We start from the raw sequence: 25,064 nt of genomic DNA, 5'->3' as shown, positions 1-25,064 counted from the left end.
TATTATGATGTTATCAAGAACAGCCAATAGCCTATTCTGGACAGGAAGATATATTGAAAGATTAGAACATTTGTCCAGATACTTAAACGCACAGTATCTCTCATCGGCGGATGCCCCGCGTGCACTGAACAAACAAATGGCGCTAGAGTCTATGCTAAGTATGGCCAGAGCTACAGACGCATACTACGAGAGATACCCACAGATTGAAGACGATAAGGTGATCCTTTTCCTCACAATAGATGATGAATACCACTTTTCTATGAAGAATTATCTCTCCCTGGTGAGAGAAAATTCCCGAGGATTGAGAGACAATTTATCCACTGAGGTATGGGAAACCATTAACCGTTTTTATCATTCTTCGGCAAAGTACACAGTTGAAACATTTCAGAGGAAAGGACCTTATGACTACTGCAAGCACATTCTCAATCATGTGAACATTATCAAAGGGGTTGCTGACAATACTTTGCTCAGAAACCAGTCATGGTCATTGATAAGGGCTGGTATCAACCTGGAGAGAACGCTGCAAATATGTAAAATCCTGATAACCAAACTAGAGGATATCAATAAACTGGATTCTGAGGACTTAAGCCCTGCTGTTGTTGGATATCATTGGGCATCATTGCTCCGCAGTGCAGGAGGTTTTGATATGAGCCGTCATTATTATCATGAATCGCCTAATCGGGAAAGAGGAGTTGAGTTTTTGATCCTGAACAAGAAGTTTCCAAAGTCTGTGCTTTTTAATCTCAAGGAATTGCAGCAGAACCTAACCATCATAGGTGATCATCAGGCAGTTACTCCCGATACAGCAGAGTTTCTGACAGGCAAGCTTATTGCCTATATGGATTATCTTACCGTAGATGATATTGTAGATGATGGTGCAGAATTTCTATTCCAGCTTGAGAATCAGTTAATCCAAATCGGGAATACTTTAGAGAAACAATATCTGCAATACTAGATGATTCTATATCAAATTACTTATGAAAGTTCTAATCGCTACGAAGAAGAAGTTTTAGAAGCATTTTTTGAGTTTCTGGTTGCTCCTGACGAGACAAGTGGACAAAGTATCGTCAAAGATAAAATTACTCATTCTGTTGAAGGAACTCGCTTTTATGCTCAAAATGTGTTTGGCTATTACAAACTTTGCCTGAGGTTAGCGAAGCCATTCAGAAAATTCAACTTTCGTTATGAATGTTTGCTGCAGAAAGAAAAAGATACTGTTTTTCCTACCCAATTTGATATGCTGGCACTGGAAGAAGAACAGCAGATACTTGATTCTGAATCATTTCAGGTTGATGCCTATCCTTTTCTCAACCAATCATACCTGACTGATATTTCTGTAATTGAGCTTCCCGAATATATGCTAAAAAAGCAAAATCAAGCGCTTTTGGAGTATATCAATCACCTCAACCAAAGTATTCATAACTACTTAAGATATACGCCTAATAGTTCTACCACCTTTACCAATGCCAGAGAAACATTAGTATCCCAGAAAGGTGTTTGTCAGGATTATGCACACTTTATGTTAGGAATATTAAGGAGTCAGCATATTCCCTGCCGTTATGTTTCTGGTTATCTGCATCAGGGACAGGATATACTAGGCTCAGCTCAGATGCATGCCTGGGTAGAAGTACTTTTTCCCAAGTACGGATGGGTAGGTTTTGATCCTACTAACAACCTTTTCGCTGACCATCATTATATCAAAATTGCTGACGGTCAGGATTATGAAGATTGTCGTGCAATCAACGGCTTTATCAAACCAGGTACAATAAATTACACTGAATATTCTGTCAGCGTGGTAGATCAATAACTCTACATTGTTTCTACTCCATACCAATTGTTTTGATTAAGGTCCCTTGCTCTACCCTATCATCTAGATTCATACCATTCAGCATAGCCAGTTCGCCTAACCTGCTTTGATCTACATCTAATGCCTTCAAAACACTGGACAAAGTTCCATTTTCAGGTGCTTCACGAATAATGATCCTTTCTGCTTCAACATTTAACATCTCAGGATCTTTTAGTTCACTAAAGTTTCTCATGCTTTTTAGGAATATGTCGCTGTATCTGTTAAAACTTTCAGCTCTACTGATTCCCATGAGATTATATATATTTCCATCATACTTGATCAGATATGTTAAAGTTCTGATTTTACCTACTTGCTGCTTTTGATCTGCAAGCATAGCGATTGCAGGTAATCCATTGACATTAAGCTCCTTGGACTCAATTAGTTCAAGTTGATTTTGTTCTAATACTGCCCTTCCGGCTTCATCTAATGCACTACCCTGGGCTAACCTTAGAATCATCAAAGCATTGCCATCTTTTTCAGCCATTTGAAGTTGTTGAGGCGTATTTTGTATGGTCCATTGTTGGGGTATAGGAAACCTGAACTTTAGAACCGGATGAAAAAATGAGCCCCTTTGTACAAAACCCTGTTTCGGATCTTCTCCATAGACCATACCATCAATCATTTTCAGGTAATCATTTCTCTCTACCTTAAAATCAGATTCGGGAAGTTTTTCTTTCCATTTTTCTGCAAGTTTTATTACTCTTTGTTCTCTATCCTGTGGGTCAGGGTGAGTAGATAAAAATGTAGGAGTGGCTTCCCCTCCACTTGTCTGCCTTAGATTGTCTAATGTCTGAAAGAAACCTGCCATTTTATTTGCATCGTAACCAATTTTGGAGGAGTATTCTACACCCAATTTATCCGACTGCCTTTCATGATTACGACTGAATTGAAGAAAAAGTAAGCCTATACCCTGCTGCGCGATATCTGCAAACTGGGCAAATTCGGGCGATATCACCATGCCCGCAGCTAATCCTACCTGAGCAATCATAGAATTACTGTATTGTTTGGCCGAATGTCGGGCAGTGATGTGTCCTATTTCGTGGCCAAGTACACCTGCAAACTCCGCTTCATTATTAAAATGAGCCATGATGCCTCGTGTAAAATACACATACCCTCCTGGCACCGCAAATGCATTGATAACCGGTGAATCAACAATTTTAAATTCATAATCCAATTCATCCCGATGAGATACTTTCACCATTTCTTCTCCACGCTCCTGAATAAACTTTTGCATTTCTGGGTCATCATATAAGCCAAAAAAATTGACGATTTCAGGATCAGATTGCTTACCCATCGCAATTTCTTGACTTTTAGACAATAGCATCAACTCTTTTTTACCTGTAACTGGATTGGTTGCACAACTCTCTAAAATCAATAGCATGATTACTATTATACCAGTGAAGAGTATCCTTTGCATTTTCATGATCTTTGAATTTTGTGATTTTGCCTATTTTTGATGTCCAAAATCAATGCAAAGGCTGAACAGACCGGTAATGAGCATTATTGAACGCAAATAAATGACATATTTGGGGAGCAGTGTAGAGCTTGTTCTACAAATCACCGTAACTCAGCAGATAGTTAATCTTTCTTCAGGTATGATAGGGAGATACAAATTACCGTTTATCTAAAGGAAAAATATGGACGTAGCCAGAAAAATTTAAAAATCAATAATTTTAGCTTATACAAAAAAAAGCTGCCTATGGCAGCTTTAAATCTTGAAAAGCAAGCAAGATAGTTTTTTCATTTCTTCTCGTCTAGCTTAATACCATTTTCAACCTCATTCTTAATTTCTTTGGTTGCATCCTTAAATTCACGAATACCTCTACCCATTCCTCTTGCGATTTCAGGAATTTTATTGGCACCGAAAAATACGAGAACAACAAGGAGAATGACCATGATTTCCCATCCTCCCAATCCACCGATGAATAATAACGTTGCTAACATAATTGTATCTGTTAATTAAATTGTGTGTCTCAGAGTTATTCAATCACAAATAATATTCTAATGTAACCTTTTTCAATAAAATAAAGTGCTAAGTGCAAATTATTTTTAATGACAATATTGATAACTGATTTATCAGCTCAAATTTTTACCTGTCAGCTTTATTGATGATTATCCAGAATCATATTTTTAAACACTTTACAATTATTTAGGAGAGAAAATCGTTCTACGAACGCTGATAATTAACACTCATAAGATTCTGAATGTCAATATATTAAGCTTTAAATTTTTTTTCGGATAAGGCACTATTTATTTTTTGAGTGCGTTACATATTTGATTAGACGCTTCAACAAAAATTACTTGAAAAAATCAAGTGATTTTAAATAAAATTAAAAAGTTTTGAAACGTTCTATAGAAGAAAAGGTGTTATCTAATTAAGAAATAGAAAAAAATTAATTGAAGGAATAGTAAAGACTACCCCTTCAATTATAAATAAGCTTGAACAAATTTATACATAGCATAGTTTGGTTTGGTTAGTTTAGCAGAAAGCTCAGGAGCAAGTGTTCTTGAGCTTTTTTTATGTTTTATCCCTATCTAGCCATTGTGATAAATGTTCTGGTACAAAGCTGCACATTTTATTGAATAAATGCGCTGGATTGCTGTCAAAAATAGCGATTTTTCTTGTTTCTTCTGCCAGAAATCCTTCATCCAGCATCTGATCAAATAGTTTTTCCATGAAATCATAGTATCCTTCTGTGTTTAGAATACCTATGGGCTTCTGATGTAATCCTAATTGTGACCAGGTCAGCATCTCAGTAAGTTCCTCCAGCGTACCAAATCCTCCGGAAAGGGTAATGACACCTTCTGAAAGTTCTGACATTTTCATTTTACGCTCATGCATGGATTCAACTTTGATCAATTGAGTCAAACCTTTATGTCCTACTTCTTTTTCATCTAAAAAATAGGGAATCACGCCAACGACCTCCCCTCCTGCTTCTAGTGCAGCATCTGCTAAAGCCCCCATCAGACCTACTTTACCCCCTCCGTAGATGATTTTGATATTTTTCTGAGCCAGCATTCGGCCTACCTCCACCGCTGTTTCATGATAAATCTGCTTATTTCCTATCCGGGAAGCACAAAAAACTGCAATACTTTTCATTAATTAGTGTTTCTAAATTCTTTTCACTGCGAAGCTACAACTTATCTTATGTACAAGAAAAATATATTTTGCATAATTCTGTTTTTACTCGTTCAGTTATGCTCTCTGCCCTTAATAGCACAAAGCACAGAAGAAAAAGAGGTGATAAGTACCATTGAGCAACTTTTTGAAGGCATGAGAGAAGGTGACACCTTGCTGCTAGAGGATTTATTTGCACCCAATGCCCAGCTACTGACTGTCATAGAGAAAGCGGACGAGGTGAGCTTACAGGAAGTTTCGCTGGATAGATTTATGGCGGCTGTAGCTAGCCCACACGAAGAAATATGGGATGAGAGAATCACCTCTTATGAAATCAAAATTGATGACCGTCTGGCTTCGGCATGGACTCCCTACGAATTTTACCTGGGAAAAAACTTCAGCCATTGCGGGGTGAATGCATTTCAGTTATACAAAGATGAGGAAGGATGGAAAATACTGGTAATTACTGACACGCGACGTCTTGAGAATTGTCCCTGAATTATTTTAAAAAAGAATGTCTGCTCACATTTAAATGCCTGCATAACCAATGCTTGAGCAGGAAAAATTATTAATATTACAATTCACAACAGATTTTTAACACTACAAAACCTTTTTTATTATGAGCACCCCTATCAATGTATTAGTTGTAGGATGTGGAAATATGGGCGCATCTCATGCAAAAGCCTATCACAAAATGCCTGAATTTAATATTGTTGGACTGGTAAGCCGTGGAGCAGCCAGTCGGGAAAAACTTGCAGAAGAGTTGGGTGGAGATATAGCACTTTTTGATAATATAGATACAGCCCTGGAATCCACAAAACCTGATGCAGTATCTATCAATACTTATCCTGATACTCACTATGAATATGTATTGAAAAGCTTTAAAGCTGGCGCGCATGTATTCGTAGAAAAACCATTGGCTGAGACAGTAGAAAAGTGTGAGCAAATTGCAAATGCTGCTAAGGAGTACAATAAAAAATTGCTGATAGGATATATTGTGAGAGTACATCCTGCATGGAAAAAGTTTATTGAGATTGCCAAAACTTTAGGTAAACCCCTGGTAATGCGTATGAATCTGAATCAGCAGAGTAGCGGTACTACTTGGGAAACGCACAAAAACCTCATGAAGTCTATGTCTCCTATTGTGGATTGTGGCGTACATTATGTAGATGTGATGTGCCTGATGACAGAAGCTAAGCCTGTACGCGTAAGTGCTATTGGAGCTCGCTTGACAGACGAGATACAAGAGGGAATGTATAACTACGGACAGCTTCAGGTTACTTTTGATGATGGATCAGTAGGTTGGTATGAAGCTGGCTGGGGACCCATGATGAGTGAAACGGCATTCTTTGTTAAAGACGTAGTTGGGCCTAAAGGATGTGTTAATATTATGGATTCTCAAAGTGCCTCTGATGATGTAGACGCCCACTCCAAAACCAATGCGCTGAAAGTTCACAAAGCTGACCGTGACAGCAATGGTAAATTTACTATTCCTGATGAAATTGTAAGCACGGCTGACGAACCTGATCATCAGGGGCTGTGTGATCTTGAGCAGGAGCTGTTTTTAAAAGCGATCAGGGAAGATCTGGACTTATCACAACACCACCAGGATGCCATCAATAGTATGAAAATCGTTCTTGCTGCAGACAAGTCTTTCAAAACAGGAAAAACCATAAATTTATAATAATCAATAAAGTTGATTTCTGGTTATTACTGCATGATATACTTATTCAAACTTATATCCTGCTTGATAATGCTGAATCCTATTGGTTCCAATGGTATTTATCAGTCAGGAAATACTGCCTCCCTTACAATCATAGTAGATGGGCTGGAAAGTAATGAGGGAAATGTAAGGGTTGCCATTTTTGAAAATGCTAAGTCTTTTCCCAATGGAAAACCATTTAAGGCCCAAGCAATATCCGCTGATAACAGCGCTTCGGTAGAGTTAATTTTTGAAAATATCCCTTACGGAGATTATGCAGTCGCCGTTTATCATGATACAAATACCAACGATGAGTTGGACACCAACTTTATGGGTATTCCCAAAGAAGCTTATGGTTTTTCAAATGACCACAGGCCCAAATTCTCCGGTCCTGATTATGAATCAGCCAAAGTGAAAATCAATCAGGCACAGGTAAAACTGAATATTACTGTAGAGGAATTCTAATAAATTGTTTGCCCTAACTAAAGGATTTCGTTAAATTTTGCAAATTATGCACACATCACTTCACATTATTAACAGTTTTTAAAGATTATCAATTGAATGAGAAACTATTTAAATAAAGCTCAATTAGCTTTTGTACAATATTTAAAACCTCTTTATTCCCAAATCAACCTGTTCAACAAAGTCATTACTTTGTTATTCTTATGTGCAATTGTATTGCCTTCTCATCAAATCAAATCATTATGGAATAGTGCTCAGCAAAAAGCTGATTTTGAAGCTTATACCGAAACCATTCCCGGTAGTGAAGTCTCCTTTGAAATGATTCCTATTGAAGGGGGAGAATATCTTATGGGGAGCGCAGAAAGTGACCCTAATCATAAGGATGATGAAGGACCTCAAATAAATGTAAAAATTGATCCATTCTGGATGGCCAGTACTGAGACCACCTGGGATATGTACGAAATTTTTGTATTTCAGGAACAGGAAAAAAGACTAGCCATGGAAAGTGGAGGTCTGGAAAGCGCAAATATTCCTTCAGTAGACGCAGTATCTCGCCCTACTCCTCCCTACCTGGATATGAGCTTTGGTATGGGAAAGTATGGATATCCTGCCATATGCATGACACAGTATTCTGCTCAGATGTTTTGTAAGTGGCTCAGCGCTAAAACAGGTTTGTTTTACCGGCTGCCTACTGAGGCCGAATGGGAATATGCATGTCGTGCAGGTACTACTACTGCTTACTCCTTTGGGGATGACGCAGCTCAGCTTGATGAATATGGCTGGCACTATGGAAATACCAATGGTGGGTATGAAAAGATAGGTACGAAAAAACCAAACCCATGGGGCCTTTATGATATGCACGGTAATGTATCCGAGTGGACCTTAGACCAATATGATCCTGAATTTTATGCCTCTTTGGAAGATGGCGTGGCAGTGCCCTACAATCCTCCTACCGAACTATATCCTCGTACTGTAAGAGGTGGATCATGGGATGATGATCCGGAAGTGCTCCGATCAGCATCACGGATACCTTCCACCCCCCGCTGGAAGCAGCAGGACCCTCAAATCCCAAAGAGCGACTGGTGGCATACAGATGCTCGTTTTGTAGGCTTCAGAGTGATCAGGCCATTAAATCCACCCTCAGAAGAACAAATTGAGGCTTTCTGGCCCCAACCCATAGAAGATCTTTAACCAATTTTACAACAAACCTATAATCTCATGAAAAACTTTGAATTTAATAAAGGTATCAATCGCCGTAAGTTCGTAAAAAGCTCAGCTGCCGCCGCTGCTGGTAGTGTCTTTTTAAGTCAGCTCCCAGTTGCTGCCAGCGCTTATGTTGGTGGAAATGAAACCCTACGCGTAGCAGTGATTGGCTGTGGTGGTAGAGGAACCGGTGCAGCAGTACAAGCACTCAGCGTCAAAGAAGATGTAAAGCTTGTCGCAATGGCTGATGCCTTCAAAGACCGCTTAGATGAAAGTTATGACAACATCATGAAAAAGCATGGCCAATCAGGTAGAGTTGATGTTCCTGATGAGCATAAATTCGTCGGTTTTGATGCTTACAAAAATGCTATTGCATTGGCTGATGTGGTACTTTTAGCTACACCTCCTGGCTTCCGTCCTATGCATTTTGAAGAAGCGGTTAATCAGGGTAAGCATGTATTTATGGAGAAGCCGGTAGCCACCGATGCTCCCGGAGTACGTAAAGTGTTGGAGGTAGCGCAAAAAGCCAAGCAAAACAAGCTTAATGTTGTGGTAGGTTTACAGCGTCACTATCAGGATAGCTACCTGGAGTTGATGAAACGCCTGCACAATGGAGAAATCGGAGATATTGTAGGCGGTCAGGTATACTGGAACAGTAGCGGGGTTTGGGTACGTGAGCGCCAGCCGCAACAGACTGAAATGGAATATCAGATGCGCAACTGGTACTACTTCACTTGGTTATGTGGTGACCATATCATGGAGCAGCATATCCACAATATTGACGTAGCCAACTGGGCAAAACAATCTTATCCTGTGATGGCGCAAGGTATGGGTGGTCGCGAAGTGCGTACCGGCCCTGATCATGGAGAAATTTTTGACCACCACTTTGTAGAATTTCATTACGATGATGGCACCATGATCAACAGCCAGTGCCGTCATATTGAAGGTTGTATGAACAAAGTATCCGAAAGTTTTGTGGGTACTAAAGGTAGAGCTACTACCGATGGTACAACTATGATTACTGACGTTAAGGGGAAAAAGCTTTGGGAACACAGAGGTAAAAATGATCCTAATCCGTATCAGGTTGAACATGACAGACTATTCTCAACTATCGTAAATGGTGGAGAACTCCTTGCTGATGCAGAGAATGGTGCTAAAAGTACCATGACAGCATTGCTCGGTAGAATGGCTACCTACTCTGGCAAAGTGGTTACCTGGGAAGAGGCACTTAACTCTAATATCAGCCTGATGCCACAAACTTATAGCTTTGATGCTACTCCTCCAGTAGTACCCGGAGCCGATGGTAAATACCCTGTACCTGTACCAGGAAAAACCAAAGTCATATAAGTTATCATGAAATTTATCAAAAGGCCTTATCGTATAGATAAGGCTTTTTTTTGTGCGAAAACGAACAAAAGCGGACGATAATGAACATCATCAATCTTATAAAATGTCCATTGAGAGCATTGAAGGGATATTTTCATTCTGGCATGTGTATTGAAAAAAATAAAGTAATTCTCTTACCTAAACCGACTAACCATGAGAACTACATTACTTACACTTAGCTTCTGCTTATTTTTTGCAGCCAATACTTTTGCTCAGCGTACGATACCGGCAGAAGAGATTCTCTCACAAATCAATCGCGGTGAGGATGTGAACTACAATAATGTAAAAATCAGCGGCGTACTGGACCTAACTAACCTGGATAATCGCACTTCAAAAAAGAAAGGGGATAGCTGGTTTGGTAATAACAGACAATACGAAAGCACTGTAGAAGGCAGCATCAGCTTTACCAATTGTGCTTTTTTGGATGATGTGATAGCTTATTACAATGAAGATGATGACACCTATATCGCCCATTTTGAAGAAGATGTGATCTTTGAAAAATGTGTTTTTGAAAGGGCCAGTGAGTTTAAATATTCAGAATTTGAGGAAAAGGCCAGTTTTGCCCATACAGTTTTTGAAGAAGAAGCCAACTTTAAATATGCAAAATTCTCTGATGGACCAGACTTCAGCGCCTGTGTTTTTGATGATGACGCTAATTTTAAATACGCTGACTTTTCAGACCAGCCACGGTATACCAACGTGTTGTTTGAAGAAGAAGCTAATTTCAAATATGCTAAATTTCCCGATGGGGTTTCTTTCCAAAGCGCAGTTTTTAATGACCTGGCTAACTTCAAATACACAAAATTCTCCTCTCCATTAAATCTGGACAATGTCTCTTTCAATGGAGATGAAGATTTTAAATATACCGAGATAGATGGGAAAGACTTCACCAGCTATTTGATCAAAACCCGTTAAAAATATATTCCTAATCAAGTAACAACCCACAACATAATCCTAATTAATCCTGCTGATTACTCTTTAGCAGGATTTTTTTTTGGTGCATGGCTAAGAAAGCTTTAAATCAAAAAGAGAGTCAACTCCCATCTGTTTGTCATTGGTAAAACCTTCTCCATAAGCTGCTCCTATCGCATGACCATATTCCTGGCCTCTGGCTTCAACAAACTTCATAAATAAAGGAGTAGTAAGAAAAGTACCCGGCTCATCACCTTCGGTGGCATCAAACTGTGATTTAAAACACCTGATGGCCTCCATTTTTGTCTCCCAATGTTTGCTCACATCAACAACAATATCGGGAGCAATATATACACTCTGCACCATATGCCAGACTTGAGCAGGTCTCCAGCTCTGCTGTGCTTGATCATTGTCAAAAGTTTCTATCATTCTAAGTCCCGATAGAAAGCAGGCATCACACGTAAGCTGAGCAGCCCTGCCGTGATCAGGATGACGGTCTTTGATGGCATTGGCAATTACTAATTCAGGCTGATATCTCCGAATCATTCTTATCAACTCTAATTGATGCTTACGATCATTCGCAAAAAAGCCATCTGCAAACCCAAGATTCATTCTGACAGAAACTCCTAACACTTTACTGGAAGCAGCCGATTCTTTTGCTCTGATTTCAACTGTTCCTCGGGTACCCAATTCTCCAGCTGTCATGTCTACGATACCTACTTTTTTGCCCATTGCCACATGAGAAGCTATGGTACCACCACACCCCAACTCTGCATCATCCGGATGAACGGTGATAACTAAAATATCTAGTTTCATTCAAATTCTATTGTGATGAATCGTTCTTAACGATGATAATATTAAACATCATTATGAACCGTGAAAAATAATTAAGAATATTATATTTTATGAGAAAGTGACATTTTTGTACTATCCATTTTCTTACGTACACCTGATCCAGATGTTATGGATAATTTTACGGATACATCGTATCCACTTTTTTAATCATAACTTCGGCATAATTTAAAGCTAAACTATTTCTTTTTTGTTAGCATACTCATGAAAAGGCAAATTAATACAGACTCAAATACACTTAAAGCTTTTGAAAATATTCCCGACCTCTATATTGTTCTTTCACCTGATTTGCAGATCTTAACTGCCAGTAACGCCTATCTTTCTGTTTTTAATGTTGAAAGGGATGAGATTGTGCATAAACATTTGTTAGAAATTTTTCCCAATCATCCGGATGCTCCTCAAGCCAGGACTATAGACAATCTATTAAAATCTTTGGAAAATGTTTTGGCTACACGGAAACCTCATCATATGGATGTGCAACGTTACGATATAAGCTCACCTTCAGGAAAGTTGGAAAGAAAATACTGGCAGCCTTTTAACTTTCCAGTGCTGAATGATGATAATGAAATCATGTATATCATTCACAAAACTGTAGATATTACCAAACAGGTGAATGATCAGGAATACATTCAGGAGCTTTCTGAAAGGGAAAAAGAGGCTCTGGATGAAGCAAAATGGCATCATAAAAGGTATACTGATTTTATTATGCAGGCCCCGATTGCCATATCTTTTTTCATGGGCAAAGATCACATCATAAAACTGGTGAACCCTTTAATGTGTAATATAATGGGGCGAGAAGCTGATGATATCGTTGAAAAGCCTTTGTTTGATGCACTCCCTGAACTGGTCGGGCAAGGCTATGAGAATGTACTAGCCGAAGTCTATAAAACCGGAGAAGCTATTGAGTTCAAAGAATCTCCGGCAACTCTAATGCTAGATCATAAGCTAATCCAGGGATTTTATCACACTGTATATCAACCCGTAAAAAACACTAGGGGTAATGTGATCGGAATTATAAATATCGTCACCAATGTAACCAAGCAAGTTGAGGCGAGAAAGAAAATAGAAGACAGCGAGAGGCAACTTCGGCTAATTACTAATGCTATGCCTGTGCTCATTGGATATCTTGATCAGGAAGAAAAATATCGTTTTGCCAACCAGACCTACAAAAGTTGGTTCAATCAAAATCCAGAAGACCTTATTGGACTCCCTGTACGTGATGTGATAGGTAATAAAGCTTATGAGAGGGTCAAAAAATATATTGACAGGGCAAAGAAGGGTGAAAAAGTAGATTTTGAAGCTAAAATGCCCTACAGAGATGACTTTGTGAAGCACATCAAAACCAGTTATATACCAGATATTCAAGACGCTAAAGTGCTTGGTTTTTTCACTTTAGTCACTGATATCACAGATCATGTTGAGGCCAGACATCAGTTGGAATTACGGGAAAATTATTTTAGGATGATGGCCGATAATGTACCGGTAATGATCTGGGTAACTCAACCTGATGGTAGTTGTACATACCTTAACAAAAGATGGTATGATTTTACCGGTCAATCCAAGGAATCTAGTCTGGGATATGGTTGGTTAAGTACTGTTCATCCTGATGATGTAGCCAGGTCTGAGAGGCTTTTTCTACAAGCCAACGAGGAACAAAAATCCTTTGAGTTTATCTACCGGCTTAAAAGTAAAAACGGTGAATATCGTTGGGCGATTGATTCCGGGCTTCCTAAATTTAACGAAGAAGGAAAGTTTGAAGGCTTTGTGGGTTGTGTGATTGATATACACGAACGCCAGCTTTCGGAGGAAGCTATGCAAAAATTGTCTCTCAAACTGGCTAAAACTAATGACGATCTGAGCTTTGCTAATGAGCAAATTTTGGCAAGCAACGAAGAATTGGCATTAAGCAATCAGCAACTTAGTTATATCAATGCTGACATGGATAATTTTATCTACACCGCCTCTCATGACCTTAGGGCACCAATATCCAACATTGAAGGACTAATGGATGCAATGGAAAAAAATCTTTCTTCTGAAAGCAGGCAAGCCCCGCTGATCAATAAGCTCCTGGGCATGATCACTGACTCTATAAACCGTTTCAAAAATACGCTGGACGACCTTACCCAAATCTCACGAATACAAAGAGAAGAACATACTGACATCAGTGAAGTTAGTATTTCAAGGTTAATTCATGAGGTGATGCTTGATTTGTCTTCAAAAATAGAAGAAGCTGGTGCAGTGTTTGACATTAACATCAAAGAAGATACACTACTTCATTTTTCAGCTAAAAATGCGCGCAGTATAGTATATAACTTAGTGTCAAATGCTATAAAATACCGCTCAGAACATAGAAAACCGCTCATTAAAATCAGTAGTTTTCAGCAGGAAGAACACCTAATCCTGACAATAGAGGATAATGGATTGGGCATGGGTCCCAGTGAAGAAAATAAAATATTTGCAATGTTCAAGCGCTTACATGATCATGTAGAGGGCACGGGAGTAGGCCTTTATATCGTCAAAAAAATTATTGAGAATGCCGGTGGAAAAATAGAAGTGCAGAGCACATTGCATCAGGGTTCTATTTTCAGGGTATATTTCAGGCAGAATCCACAGATTCAGTAAAATTTCAAAGCAATCGTATGAAGAAAGTAAAATGTATATTGCTCATTGATGATGATGAAACCACAAACTTTATCAATGAACTTATGATCAGTGAGATGGATATTACAGATCAGATCCTTCAGGCTCAGAATGGCAAAGAAGGGATTGATTTGCTTCTCTCACAGGTAGAAAATAAACAGTGCCTGCCGGAAATCATTCTACTTGATATCAATATGCCAGTGATGGATGGCTTTGAATTTCTTGAAGAATACCAGAAGTTAGATATACCAGGTAAATCATCAGTGGTTATCGTAATGCTTACCACATCTCTTCATCCCACTGATATGGAACGTACCAAAAATGCAGGGATTACCGACTATATCAATAAGCCTCTGAAAGAAAATAGTATCAAGCAGATTCTGGAAAAACACCTTTCCTGATCATTCAGCGTCTAGGCAAATTCAATAATGAATAATCTGGCAGGCTTTGAATTAAAATTCCAATAAAAAAAGCCGTCTAATGACGGCTTCACTCATTTTGAAATCCTAATGCCGATCTTAAAAACCTACAGCCATATCGTCTCCCCGAGGGTCAGCACCTCCTTCCAGTCTGCCATCGGGTAAAACCAGAATAGCATCTACTCTACCAATATCTCCTCTGTCAACAAGCGTATGGCCCATCTCTACCAATGATTGAATGGTGAGGCTGTCAAACGCATTGCTTTCATGAAATACAGTATCAGGTTTCCACTGGTGATGAAAACGCTTAGCATCTACGGCTGCCTGCATGCCAAAACCATGTTCAACTACATTCAAAATAGTCTGGTAGACAGAAGTAATGATGGTAGATCCACCAGGAGTACCTACTACCATAAATAGTTTTCCGTCTTTCTCAACGATCGTTGGTGTCATTGAACTCAACATCCTTTTTTCAGGTTGGATGGCATTGGCTTCGCCCCCTACCAAACCAAACATGTTGGGATAACCTGGCTTAATGCTAAAATCATCCATTTCATTATTTAGAAAGAAGCCGGCACCGGCAACCACTACTTTGTTACCATAGCCTCCGTTAAGCGTGGTGGTGACGGATACTGCATTACCTTCCGGATCTACTACAGAAAAGTGAGTGGTCTCCATAGATTCTGCCACTGCAGGCTGACCTTCAGAGATTTCAGCAGTAGGAGTAGCCTGATCAGGATTGAAATTGCTCATCCTGCCAACATTGTAAGATTTAGTTAGCAGTTCATTCAGGGGTACCGGATAAAAATCCATATCACCCAGATGGGCTGCACGATCAGCATAGACTCTTCTTTCTGCTTCCACCATCAGATGGACGGTAGGCGCTGTATTATGGCCCATGCCATCAATAGCAAAATCTTCCACACTCTGCAAGAGCTGTACCAGGGCAATGCCCCCGCTGGACGGCGGTGGCATGGAAATTACTCTGTAGTTATCGTACATAGACTCTACAGGTGTACGGAATTTAGCTTTATATTTGGCCAGATCTTCTAAATTGATGATGCCTCCACCTCTTTCCATTTCAGCCACTATCTCTTCAGCAGTCTCACCAGCGTAGAAGCCTTCTCTTCCCTGATCTCTTACTAATTCAAGCGTGTGGGCCAGATCTTTCATATAAATGATATCTCCTGCTTTCCAACCTCCTTCTTTTACCAGGAATTCTGGCGTAACCGTATTAGCATCCATATGAGTTTCCTGATAACGATTGAGGCCACTCGCTTCTTTTTCTGTCAGTTCAAAACCGTCAGCTGCCAGATCAATAGCGGGTTGTAGCAATTCATTCCAGGGCAAAGAACCATACTTTTCATGGGCTTTTACCATACCATCCACCGAACCAGGAACTCCTGCTGCCAGATGTCCTTTGGTGCTCAAGCCTTCTATTACATTTTTATCTTCATCCAGATACATATCACGCCCTCCGTTAAGGGGAGCTTTTTCTCTAAAATCCAGTGCGTCCGTAGAGCCATCAGCATTGCGGATGACCATAAAGCCCCCGCCTCCGATATTTCCAGCGGCAGGATAAACCACCGCCAGGGCAAACTGAGTGGCAATGGCGGCATCCACAGCGTTTCCTCCTTTTTTCATGATATCTGCGCCTACTTTTGATGCCAGAGGGTGTGCACTTACCACCATCGCACTATCAGCGATTAAGCCCAGTGGTGCAGGTTCTTCAGTAGGAATTTCCGGGGAACAGGCAAAAAAGACAAATGTCAGACTAGTGTAAAAGAGAAGTAGGTATTTACCAATCATATCTAATTAATTTTAGCTGGTAAATATGACAGTAAAAACTTTAAATTCAAATGATTTGAAAGTAGTCATCCTAGTTTTACCCTGATTAACACTTATAAATCAGTTATTTATTTTGAATCAAGGCTGATATTCAAAATTTTCTTCAAGTACATCTACTGAATTTCCACCAACAAAAACTTTAAACTGACCAGCTTCAGCTCCGTAGCTCAAATCACGTTGATAAAAAGCCAGATCTTCCGGATTTAAAGAAAATGTAATTTCTTGCGATTCACCTGCTTCTAAATGGACCTTTTTAAAAGCTTTCAGTTCTTTCACCGGACGAGTCACATTACCTACCAAATCTCTGACATAGAGCTGAACCACTTCATGTCCGGAGACAGTTCCACTATTTTCTAACTGCACAGTAATAGTAAGAGAATCCTCCTCATGCAATACTTCACTGCTCAGGCTTAAGTCACTGTAAGTGAAGTCAGTATAACTGAGTCCGTAGCCAAAAGGATACAGAGGAGTATTAGGCACATCCAAATATTTGCTGGTATACTTATTCTCGCTTATGGGACGTCCGGTCATTTTCTGATCATAGTACAAAGGTATCTGTCCTACATTGCGGGGAAAAGTTACGGGCAGCTTACCGGAGGGATTGTAATTACCGAAAATAACATCTGCAATCGCAGGCCCGGCCTGATGACCGAGAAACCATGTTTCTAATATACCATTAACATTTTCTTCCAGCCAGGGAATGGCCAAAGGTCTGCCATTCATTAACACCACAATAATAGGTTTTCCCAGCTCATGGATTTCTTTAGCCAAATCCAGTTGAACTCCGGGAAAGTCAATCATAGAACGGCTGGCTGCCTCACCACTCATCAAAGCTGCTTCACCCAAGGCTAGAATTACCACATCTGCCTTTTTCGCTGTCTCTATGGCTTCTTGAAAGGATTGGGTAGAGTCATCATTGATGTTAGCGCCTTTGGCATAAATGATTTCATTCTGATTACCCTCTGCCTGTTGCATTCCTTCAAGAAGGGAAATTGCCTGCTGCCAGTCACCTGCTGCCGACCATGATCCGATAAGCTCTCTTTTGTTATCAGCAAGAGGGCCAATTACCGCTATGCTTTGCCCCTCTTTATTCAGCGGTAAAACATCATCCTCATTTTTGAGCAATACAATGGACTTTCGTGCCACATCCCTGGCTGCCTGCATATGTTCCTCGGTCATTACTTCTTCCTGCTCTCGCTCTTCATCAACATAACGGTAAGGATTTTCAAACAGGCCAAGTCTGTATTTTGCCTCCAGAATTCTCCTTACTGACTGATTTACAATCGTTATATCAACTTTACCTTCTTTCACCAAATCTGGCAAATATTCATAATAAACTGCTCCCTGCATATCCATGTCCAGTCCCGCACTAATGGCCATTTCACCTGCTTCTTTGAGATCAGCCACTACACCATGCGCAACCATTTCATTGATAGAAGTATAATCTGATACGACAAATCCCTGAAACCCCCATTCTTCTCGTAAAATATCAGAAAGTAGAAACTCACTACCACTGGCGGGTACGCCAAATATTTCGTTAAAGGAAGTCATAAAAGTAGCTACTCCGGCATCTACTGCTGCTTTGAAAGGAGGCAGGTAAGTATCACGTAGTTCCAATTCAGAAATATCCACCGTATTATAATCTCTACCTGCCTGGGCTGCACCATAAGCTGCATAATGTTTAGCACATGCGAGTATGGTATTTACCGCTGAAAGATCATCTCCCTGAAAACCCTTGATGCGCGCCAAAGCAGCCTGAGTATTCAGATAAGTATCCTCACCGGCACCTTCAGCGATTCTTCCCCATCGGGGGTCTCTTGCTACGTCAACCATGGGCGCATAAGTCCAGTGCAAACCTTCGGCAGAAGCTTCAACCGCAGCAATTCTAGCCGACTTTTCCATTGCTTCAAGATCCCAGCTAGCAGCTTCTGCAAGTGGAATAGGAAAAATTGTTTTGAAGCCGTGAATTACGTCGTAACCTAAAAGGAGAGGAATTCCTAAGCGGGTTTCTTCCACGGCTAATTCTTGTAATTGCCGGGTAAATGCAGCTCCATAGGCGTTGAAAATTGCCCCTACCCTTCCTGCCTGTATATCTTCCTTATACCCTTCCCGCATGGTCGGACCGGTCACATCTATATCACTGGTGAAAAGAGTTAGCTGCCCTACTTTTTCTTGCAGCGTCATTTCATTGATTATTGAATCAATCATTTGTGCTGCTTCATCAGGAATTGACTCAAGTCCTTGTCCTTCGGTTTTCTGTAAGAAAAGAAACATCAAAAAAATACTGATCAAAGTAGTATTACGTAGTGTGGACATGCTGAAAAAATTTAAAGATACTCAATCATTCATTCAATTCACTCAAACAAGCGACTAACAGTATTAATACGTTTAGAGTATTCTATAAAGTCTTAATATTGAAAGCCCAGTTTGTCTAAGCCCTCCTGGATTTCAGGAGCTGACATGAATAAGTCCCAAAGTAAACCCGTCCGATGGTTTTCTATCATGACAGGAATTGGGCCCTGGTCAATCGCCAGATAGCGAGGCGTATACCAGTCAAATTCAAAGCTGAATGCGTCAAAAGGACCATACTGCCCCACCAAAGAATCAGCTTCATGATAGATGAATTTAAGCATCTGCATGCTTTTTTCCGGAGTGTAGGGAAAAGAAGATAAAGCTGCTGTTGGAGAAATTACACCCAGATCATGCCCGGGCCGGTGTCCGGCATAGCCATTGATAGAATAGCTGGAAGTTAAGCCCCAGCATTTTTCTCCATAGCCTTCGTAGTTTTCGGGATTTTCCAAAGCATAAGCATAATTGCTAAGTGCGTGATGCTGGTTAAGTTCCCAATAATTACCATAGCGGTCTTCCAGATTTCTGGGATCCAGGCCCAGATACGAATAATGAGCCCAAAACAATGGACCTACCGGAGCATCATCATGTTCAAAATGATCTAGTACTAAGTCATAGTCATAATATTCTCTGTCAGTTTCTATATTTCCTGACCTGGCCCATCCTTGATGATACACCTCCGCTTCTATTCCATGCGTGGGAGATGCAGCTGCCAATATGTACATGATCAGACATTCATTATATCCCCCTACTGGAAAGTTCATGTCCCAGGCGTAATTGGGCGACCAATGCCAATACAATACATCTTTGCCCTGGGTATACCAGTCCCATTCTACAGATTTCCAGAGTTCATCAATTTTAGCAGCCAGCGCCCTTTCCTCTTCATTTCCATCTCTGAAGTACTGCCTTACGGTAATAAGTCCTTGAACCATAAAGGCAGTTTCAACCAGATCTCCTCCATCATCTTTTTGACTGAACGGTTTTGTTTTAGCGGTCTCTCCATTAAGCCAGTGGGGCCAGGCACCATGAAAACGATCGGCAGTATCCAGAAAATTGACAATCTTATCCAATCTTTCAAAGCCCTCTTCCCTACTGATGAATCCTCTTTCTATTCCCACAAGTATAGCCATAACTCCGAAGCCGGTGCCCCCTAGGGTTACAATGTGCTTATCGTTTTGCGGATATACATCATCGGTATGAAAGCGCTCTCTCGCCATACCGGAAGTGGGTTCTGCCCCTTCCCAAAAGTAGTTAAAGGTCTGGTACTGCACCTGATTTAATAAGGAGGAATCAGTGAGTGTTCTAAGGTCATTTACATCCACGGGGATATCTACACTGTTACCAAACTGCTCACTGCTGGTGCAGGAAAAGAAGAGCAAAAAAAGCCCTATTAAAAGGGCTAATGTTGGTTTTTTCATGAAAAAATGATTTTAAGTTATATCTATTCGGTTAGTATCCAGGATTCTGACTCATGGCCCCTTCGGTAATATCTATTTCACTTTGTGGAACAGGAAACAGCTCATTTCTTCCCGCATCAAAGCCCAGCGGACCTAATACTTCCGCAGCCAGGCCGGTACGTACCAGATCGTAAAAACGCTCTCCTTCCAGGGCCAGTTCTGCACGACGTTCGTCATAGATAAGCTGACGCAATGCCGCCTGCTCTGTTTCAGTAATTGCAGCGGATGCATCTCCGAAAGCCCGGGTACGGACCTGATTAAGGTACTCCAAAGCCAAAGCATTATTTCCAACCTCATTGGCAGCCTCAGCAGCTATTAACAGTACTTCAGCATAACGAATGATTTTTCTGTTATACCCCCACTGCGCGAACTGAATTCCAGGCATAAAAACTTTCTGGTTATAAGTTTCCAGCTGTTCAATTTCTCCACCTTCAGTATAAGTTGTATCTGGAGTACCACCATCCCCTACTATAATTTCACCATAGATCGTATCGCCTAAAAATATGACTGAGGCGTCCATGCGAGGATCATTTTCATCATAAAAGTTAATAAGGTCAACCGTAGGACGACCAAATCCCCAGCCTTTTCCAACAGGTTCGCCGTCAACAATCACTGAACCTCTAACCCCTTGTGTTTGTCCATACTGATTACCTCCATTCTCAAAATTATCTCTGATAGCACCTATCTCAAATACAGAGCCGGGACCATGAATGACTTCTGGTGCAAATACATCAGCGAAAGATGAATTTAAAGTATATTCACCGGAGTTGATTACCGCCTGTGCCTGTGTCAGTGCTTCGGTGAAATTTTCGCGATACAGATATACTTTGGCAAGTAAGCCCTGCGCAGCACCCTGGGTTGCCCGGCCGAGGTCCGCGTCATCATACTCAGATTTGTTAGGTAAATTTCCTATGGCAAACTGTAAATCTGGAATGATGATATCATTATAAATCTCTTCTCTCGGCACCCGAGACAAATTTCTCTCAGGATTAGAAGTGGTTACCTTGGGTAAATCACCGAAAGAGCGAGCCAGTTCAAAGTAGAATGCTGCCCTAAGAAAACGGGCTTCCGCTAATAAACGGCTTTTCAAATTTTCATCCATTTCAATATCAGGTACTTCTTCCAGTACAATATTAGCACGGCGAACACCTACAAAAAGTGCCGACCATATGTTGGAAAACGTACCTTCACCAGGGGTAAAATTGAAGTTGTTGATATCTGATAAAAAGGCAGCATCTGCCGGGCTACTCCCTTTCACCATATCATCCGACATGATATCTGCAATAGGGAAACCACCGGTAACAAACCAGGCACGGTAAGCATTATAGATGGCGTTGGTAGCCAATACCGCATCGTCCTGACTCTCATAAAAAGCTTCAGTAGTTAAATCTCCCAGAGGTTCTTTCTCAAGAAAATCTTCGCAACTGCTCAAAAGCAACAAGCCTCCTACGATAAATAGTATGATATATGATTTTATAGTATGCATAATACCTTAATTTCTAAATTACAATGTGATGTTGATTCCTACAGAATAAATAGATGTGACAGGATATTCGCCCAGATCAATTCCCGCAGCAGTAGGATTTCCTACCCCGATTTCAGGCGTGTATCCTGAATAGTCAGTAAGGGTAAATACGTTAGTCCCTCTCAAATAAACTCTTGCCTGGGTAAGGTTTAGATTTTCAGACATTGCTGCCGGAAGCTCGTAACCTAAAGTGATAGTACGCAGTCTGAGATAGCTTCCGTCTTCTACAAAGAACTCAGAGGGTAAAAAGTTAACTCCCCCTGCACTGGCTCGTGGTACGCTGTTGCTTGTACCTGGTCCTGTCCAGCGGTCAAGCCATAAAGACTGATAGTTAGCCAATGCAAAACGCTGTGCACGTTTACCATTATAGATTTCATTACCTACCTGACCCTGAAAATCCATAGCCAGATCAAAGCCTTTATAACCCAGGTTAAAATTAAATCCATAGATAAAATCGGGTATGGGTGAACCTATATAATTACGATCAGCTTCAGTTAGATTTCCATCAGCCTCTCCTATCAGTTCACCTTCTTCATTTAGGCCATTGTTATCTACATACCGGAAGTCACCAACACTCTGACCGCCAATAGTAGGATAAGAATCCACTTCGTCCTGGTCTTGAAATACTCCTGCAATCTGGTATCCATAAAATGATCCTACTGGTTGCCCTACTTCAGTTCTGGTTACCAATTGACCATTATTCAAGCTACCTCCTGTGATGAATGAGTTGACACCGGATTCAGAACCTATTTCCAATAATTCATTATTCACAGTGGTTCCGTTTGCTCCAATGCTATAGCTGAAGTCACCGATTTGTTCTCTCCAGTTTACATTAAACTCAAAGCCGCGATTCTGCACTTCAGCAGTGTTGAATACCACACTGACAAATGGCCCGTTTCCATAATAACCGGGAACAAAGATGGGAATCAATATATCATTGGTAATCCGGTCATAGTAGTCAGCTTCAATATTAAGTCTTCCATCCAAAACACCGATTTCCAGTCCCACATCATATTGGGTGGTTTCTTCCCAGCGAAGATCTTCATTGGCAGCTACACCCACTGTAGCACCAGGTGAGAGGTTTTCTCCAGGTCCAAATACCGCATCCAGCCCGGTATTGATTAAGGGGAAGCGTGCCTCTGCTCCTATCCTGTCATTACCAGTTATCCCCCAGCTACCCCGTAGTTTTAAGGTAGTGAAGAAATTACTGTTTTCCAGAAAAGCTTCCTGCGCAATATTCCAACCCACACCTACTGAAGGGAAAAAGCCATATTGGTAATTTGCACCAAAAACAGATGACGCATCCAAACGACCGGTAACCGTTAAAAGATAACGGCTGTCGTAGGCATAGTTTGCACGAAATAAGAAAGACTGAATCGCCTGCTGATTACCGTTTCCATCGGTTTGCTCTTCATCAATCTGGCCTGCATCAATAAAACGAAGCGATTCATCGGGTCTTAGCAGCCCTTCGGTACGACTTTCCAGGAATTCAAATCTCTCTTCCTGAAGGGTAAAGCCTACCAGACCATCAAAACGGTTCAGCCCAAATTCCTTTTCATAATTAAGGGTACTTTCCCAAAACCAACGTGTATCTTCCTCACGTCTTACGCTTAAGTCACTAAGCTGATTTTGCTGGACGGATGATACGAAATATTCAGGGGTAAAATTGGTTGATTTGTTGAAATCAGCGCTTATCCCGAAGCTACTGCGTAATCTGAAATTTTCCAGAAAAGTGACTTCAGCAAATATATTACCTACAGCGCTAAGCCCGGTTGAGTTGCTGTTGTTGTACTCAATAGCCGCCAGGGGATTGGAGAGAGAAGGTACTTCAGCAAAATCTCCTTCAGAAGTATAGGGTGCAATATCAGGGCGAGCGCGATAAGCTGCTGCTATGATTCCTCCCGGCTCATTGTTACGCCTGGTACGTGCTATAGAAATATTATGACCTACCTTGAAAAAATCCGAAAGTACATACGTATTATTTAAGCGCAGAGAAATACGTTCAAAGTCAGATGAAGGTACTACACCTTCCTGATTAAAATACCCTCCAGCTACATAATATTGTACTTTTTCACTTCCCCCCGATATGGATAGGTTGGCATCCAACAGACCTGCCGGTTCATCAAAAATCAAATCCTGCCAATCTGTATTGGGCACATCTTCTATCGGATATGCTGAGGGATCAATATCATTGGCTAATGCTCTCCATTGCGGGCCATTGAGCATGTCAATTTTATCAGGGATTGTCTGAAAACCATAGGATACATCAGCATTGATTCTGGCCTCACCTTCTTCCCCCTGCTTGGTCGTAATAATTACCACTCCATTGGCTCCTCTGGCACCATAAATGGCAGTGGCCGATGCATCCTTCAGGATTTCCATAGAAGCGATGTCATCAGAATTCAGGTAATTAATATCTTCTGCTTCTCTTAAAAGCACACCATCTACTACAAACAGTGGAGATGCATCGTTCAGCGTACCCGTACCGCGAATACGGATGGAAGGTGCAGCACCAGGTGCACCGGAACTGCTGGTGACCTGTACTCCTGCTACTTTACCCTGAAGCCCCTGTAAAGGAGACTGAGAAGGAACAGAATTAATTTCTTCACCATCTAATTGGGCAACAGAACCTGTCAGATCGCTTTTCCGCTGGGTACCATAACCCACTACAACAACTTCGGAAAGTTCTTCCACATCTTCCTGAAGGGTTACATCAATTGTAGAACGTCCGCTAATAGGTATTTCCTGATTGGCATACCCTACAAAAGAAAAAATCAAGGTGTCATTTTCACTGGGGACGCCAATATTATAATTACCATCAATATCAGTGACTGTTCCTTGATTAGAGCCTTTAACGACCACGTTTACCCCTGGAATAGGGGTCTCGTCGGGCGCTAAAACCTGACCGCTTATGCTAAGATCTTGGGATACTGCCGGAATTATAGAAATTACTAAGCACATCATCCCAGAAGCGACAAGCCGAAAAAACTGAGAAAACACAATAGAAATGTTCATAAAAAAATATTTAAAAAATCACATAATAGTAAAAAAAAGCATAGTGATGCTTACCTAAGAAAAAATCAAAAGAGAATAAGTTTAAAAAAGGATGCTATTTTTTTATTAATTATTAAAAAATTATGCTTGAGCCTTTATTTTATTTTCAATCAAGCAATAGTATTTTATCAGGAATAGAAGCAAACTTCTCCCATTAATACAAAAATCAGTAACAAGTCCGTTAATTATTGATGGATTTGTAAAAATTATAATTGATCAGGTTTATCTGATTTTTCTTCTGTAAGAACTTACGCTTAATATATCGGAAGCTTTCCTCTGCTGTTCTTTTTT

At 40.6% G+C, this 25,064-nt stretch carries 19 protein-coding genes; 10 read left to right on the top strand and 9 right to left on the bottom strand.

Annotated features, from left to right (window positions below):
* Positions 1-4 precede the first annotated feature (4 nt).
* Positions 5-955 (top strand): alpha-E domain-containing protein, encoded by a 951-nt coding sequence (locus WJR50_RS18220; RefSeq protein ID WP_341294740.1) that lies wholly within the window; start codon positions 5-7, stop codon positions 953-955.
* On the top strand, positions 956-1,807 hold the full coding sequence (locus WJR50_RS18215; protein WP_341294739.1) for a transglutaminase-like domain-containing protein: 852 nt from the start codon (positions 956-958) through the stop codon (positions 1,805-1,807).
* Between the two features lie 13 nt (positions 1,808-1,820).
* Here the strand turns inward: WJR50_RS18215 and WJR50_RS18210 are convergent, their stop codons facing one another.
* The 3 genes from WJR50_RS18210 to WJR50_RS18200 all read right to left on the bottom strand — a co-directional run bounded on the left by WJR50_RS18210 (position 1,821) and on the right by WJR50_RS18200 (position 4,946).
* Entirely contained in the window at positions 1,821-3,269 is a 1,449-nt protein-coding gene (locus WJR50_RS18210) for a M48 family metalloprotease (RefSeq protein WP_341294738.1), read from the bottom strand.
* Positions 3,270-3,586: 317 nt separating this feature from the next.
* Complete coding sequence (locus tag WJR50_RS18205; RefSeq protein WP_277479773.1) at positions 3,587-3,790, bottom strand: Sec-independent protein translocase subunit TatA/TatB; 204 nt, start codon at positions 3,788-3,790, stop codon at positions 3,587-3,589.
* Between the two features lie 574 nt (positions 3,791-4,364).
* Entirely contained in the window at positions 4,365-4,946 is a 582-nt protein-coding gene (locus tag WJR50_RS18200; RefSeq protein ID WP_341294737.1) for an LOG family protein, read from the bottom strand.
* Between the two features lie 48 nt (positions 4,947-4,994).
* Between WJR50_RS18200 and WJR50_RS18195 the strand changes: the two genes are divergently transcribed.
* The 6 genes from WJR50_RS18195 (at position 4,995) to WJR50_RS18170 (ending at position 10,632) form a co-directional block, all read left to right on the top strand.
* A complete protein-coding gene (locus tag WJR50_RS18195) occupies positions 4,995-5,462 on the top strand; it encodes a nuclear transport factor 2 family protein (RefSeq protein WP_341294736.1) in 468 nt (155 codons plus the stop codon).
* A 121-nt stretch (positions 5,463-5,583) separates the two neighbouring features.
* Positions 5,584-6,648: a Gfo/Idh/MocA family oxidoreductase gene (locus tag WJR50_RS18190; protein ID WP_341294735.1), complete on the top strand. Its 1,065-nt coding sequence runs from the start codon at positions 5,584-5,586 to the stop codon at positions 6,646-6,648.
* Between the two features lie 69 nt (positions 6,649-6,717).
* The gene (locus WJR50_RS18185; protein ID WP_341294734.1) at positions 6,718-7,131 is read left to right on the top strand and encodes a DUF2141 domain-containing protein; all 414 of its coding nucleotides are present in this window, start codon (positions 6,718-6,720) and stop codon (positions 7,129-7,131) included.
* 96 nt (positions 7,132-7,227) lie between these two features.
* A complete protein-coding gene (locus tag WJR50_RS18180; protein WP_341294733.1) occupies positions 7,228-8,319 on the top strand; it encodes a formylglycine-generating enzyme family protein in 1,092 nt (363 codons plus the stop codon).
* A 27-nt stretch (positions 8,320-8,346) separates the two neighbouring features.
* Entirely contained in the window at positions 8,347-9,678 is a 1,332-nt protein-coding gene (locus tag WJR50_RS18175) for a Gfo/Idh/MocA family protein (protein ID WP_341294732.1), read from the top strand.
* Between the two features lie 192 nt (positions 9,679-9,870).
* Positions 9,871-10,632, top strand: coding sequence for a pentapeptide repeat-containing protein (locus tag WJR50_RS18170; protein ID WP_341294731.1), 762 nt, complete (start codon positions 9,871-9,873; stop codon positions 10,630-10,632).
* Between the two features lie 90 nt (positions 10,633-10,722).
* Here WJR50_RS18170 and bshB1 read toward each other — a convergent pair whose 3' ends face one another.
* The gene (gene bshB1, locus WJR50_RS18165; protein ID WP_341294730.1) at positions 10,723-11,445 is read right to left on the bottom strand and encodes a bacillithiol biosynthesis deacetylase BshB1; all 723 of its coding nucleotides are present in this window, start codon (positions 11,443-11,445) and stop codon (positions 10,723-10,725) included.
* A gap of 240 nt (positions 11,446-11,685) precedes the next feature.
* On the opposite strand from bshB1, the gene WJR50_RS18160 reads away from it, so the two are divergent.
* Both WJR50_RS18160 and WJR50_RS18155 read left to right on the top strand, forming a co-directional pair.
* A complete protein-coding gene (locus WJR50_RS18160) occupies positions 11,686-14,103 on the top strand; it encodes a PAS domain-containing sensor histidine kinase (protein ID WP_341294729.1) in 2,418 nt (805 codons plus the stop codon).
* Between the two features lie 17 nt (positions 14,104-14,120).
* Complete coding sequence (locus WJR50_RS18155) at positions 14,121-14,522, top strand: response regulator (RefSeq protein WP_341294728.1); 402 nt, start codon at positions 14,121-14,123, stop codon at positions 14,520-14,522.
* A gap of 117 nt (positions 14,523-14,639) precedes the next feature.
* Here the strand turns inward: WJR50_RS18155 and ggt are convergent, their stop codons facing one another.
* The 5 genes from ggt to WJR50_RS18130 all read right to left on the bottom strand — a co-directional run bounded on the left by ggt (position 14,640) and on the right by WJR50_RS18130 (position 24,734).
* The gene (ggt, locus tag WJR50_RS18150) at positions 14,640-16,349 is read right to left on the bottom strand and encodes a gamma-glutamyltransferase (protein ID WP_341294727.1); all 1,710 of its coding nucleotides are present in this window, start codon (positions 16,347-16,349) and stop codon (positions 14,640-14,642) included.
* A 117-nt stretch (positions 16,350-16,466) separates the two neighbouring features.
* A complete protein-coding gene (bglX, locus tag WJR50_RS18145) occupies positions 16,467-18,704 on the bottom strand; it encodes a beta-glucosidase BglX (RefSeq protein WP_341294726.1) in 2,238 nt (745 codons plus the stop codon).
* A gap of 92 nt (positions 18,705-18,796) precedes the next feature.
* Positions 18,797-20,155 carry a glucoamylase family protein gene (locus WJR50_RS18140; RefSeq protein ID WP_341294725.1) on the bottom strand — a complete coding sequence of 453 codons (1,359 nt, stop codon included), beginning with the start codon at positions 20,153-20,155 and terminating at the stop codon, positions 18,797-18,799.
* Positions 20,156-20,186: 31 nt separating this feature from the next.
* Complete coding sequence (locus tag WJR50_RS18135) at positions 20,187-21,680, bottom strand: RagB/SusD family nutrient uptake outer membrane protein (protein WP_341294724.1); 1,494 nt, start codon at positions 21,678-21,680, stop codon at positions 20,187-20,189.
* Positions 21,681-21,698: 18 nt separating this feature from the next.
* Positions 21,699-24,734: a SusC/RagA family TonB-linked outer membrane protein gene (locus WJR50_RS18130; RefSeq protein WP_341294723.1), complete on the bottom strand. Its 3,036-nt coding sequence runs from the start codon at positions 24,732-24,734 to the stop codon at positions 21,699-21,701.
* Positions 24,735-25,064: the final 330 nt, after the last annotated feature.

It is taken from the genome of Catalinimonas locisalis (genome assembly GCF_038039535.1).
Classification (GTDB): domain Bacteria; phylum Bacteroidota; class Bacteroidia; order Cytophagales; family Cyclobacteriaceae; genus Catalinimonas.
Note: the sequence above shows the minus strand (reverse complement) of the source record. Positions and strands in the feature narration are given on the sequence as shown.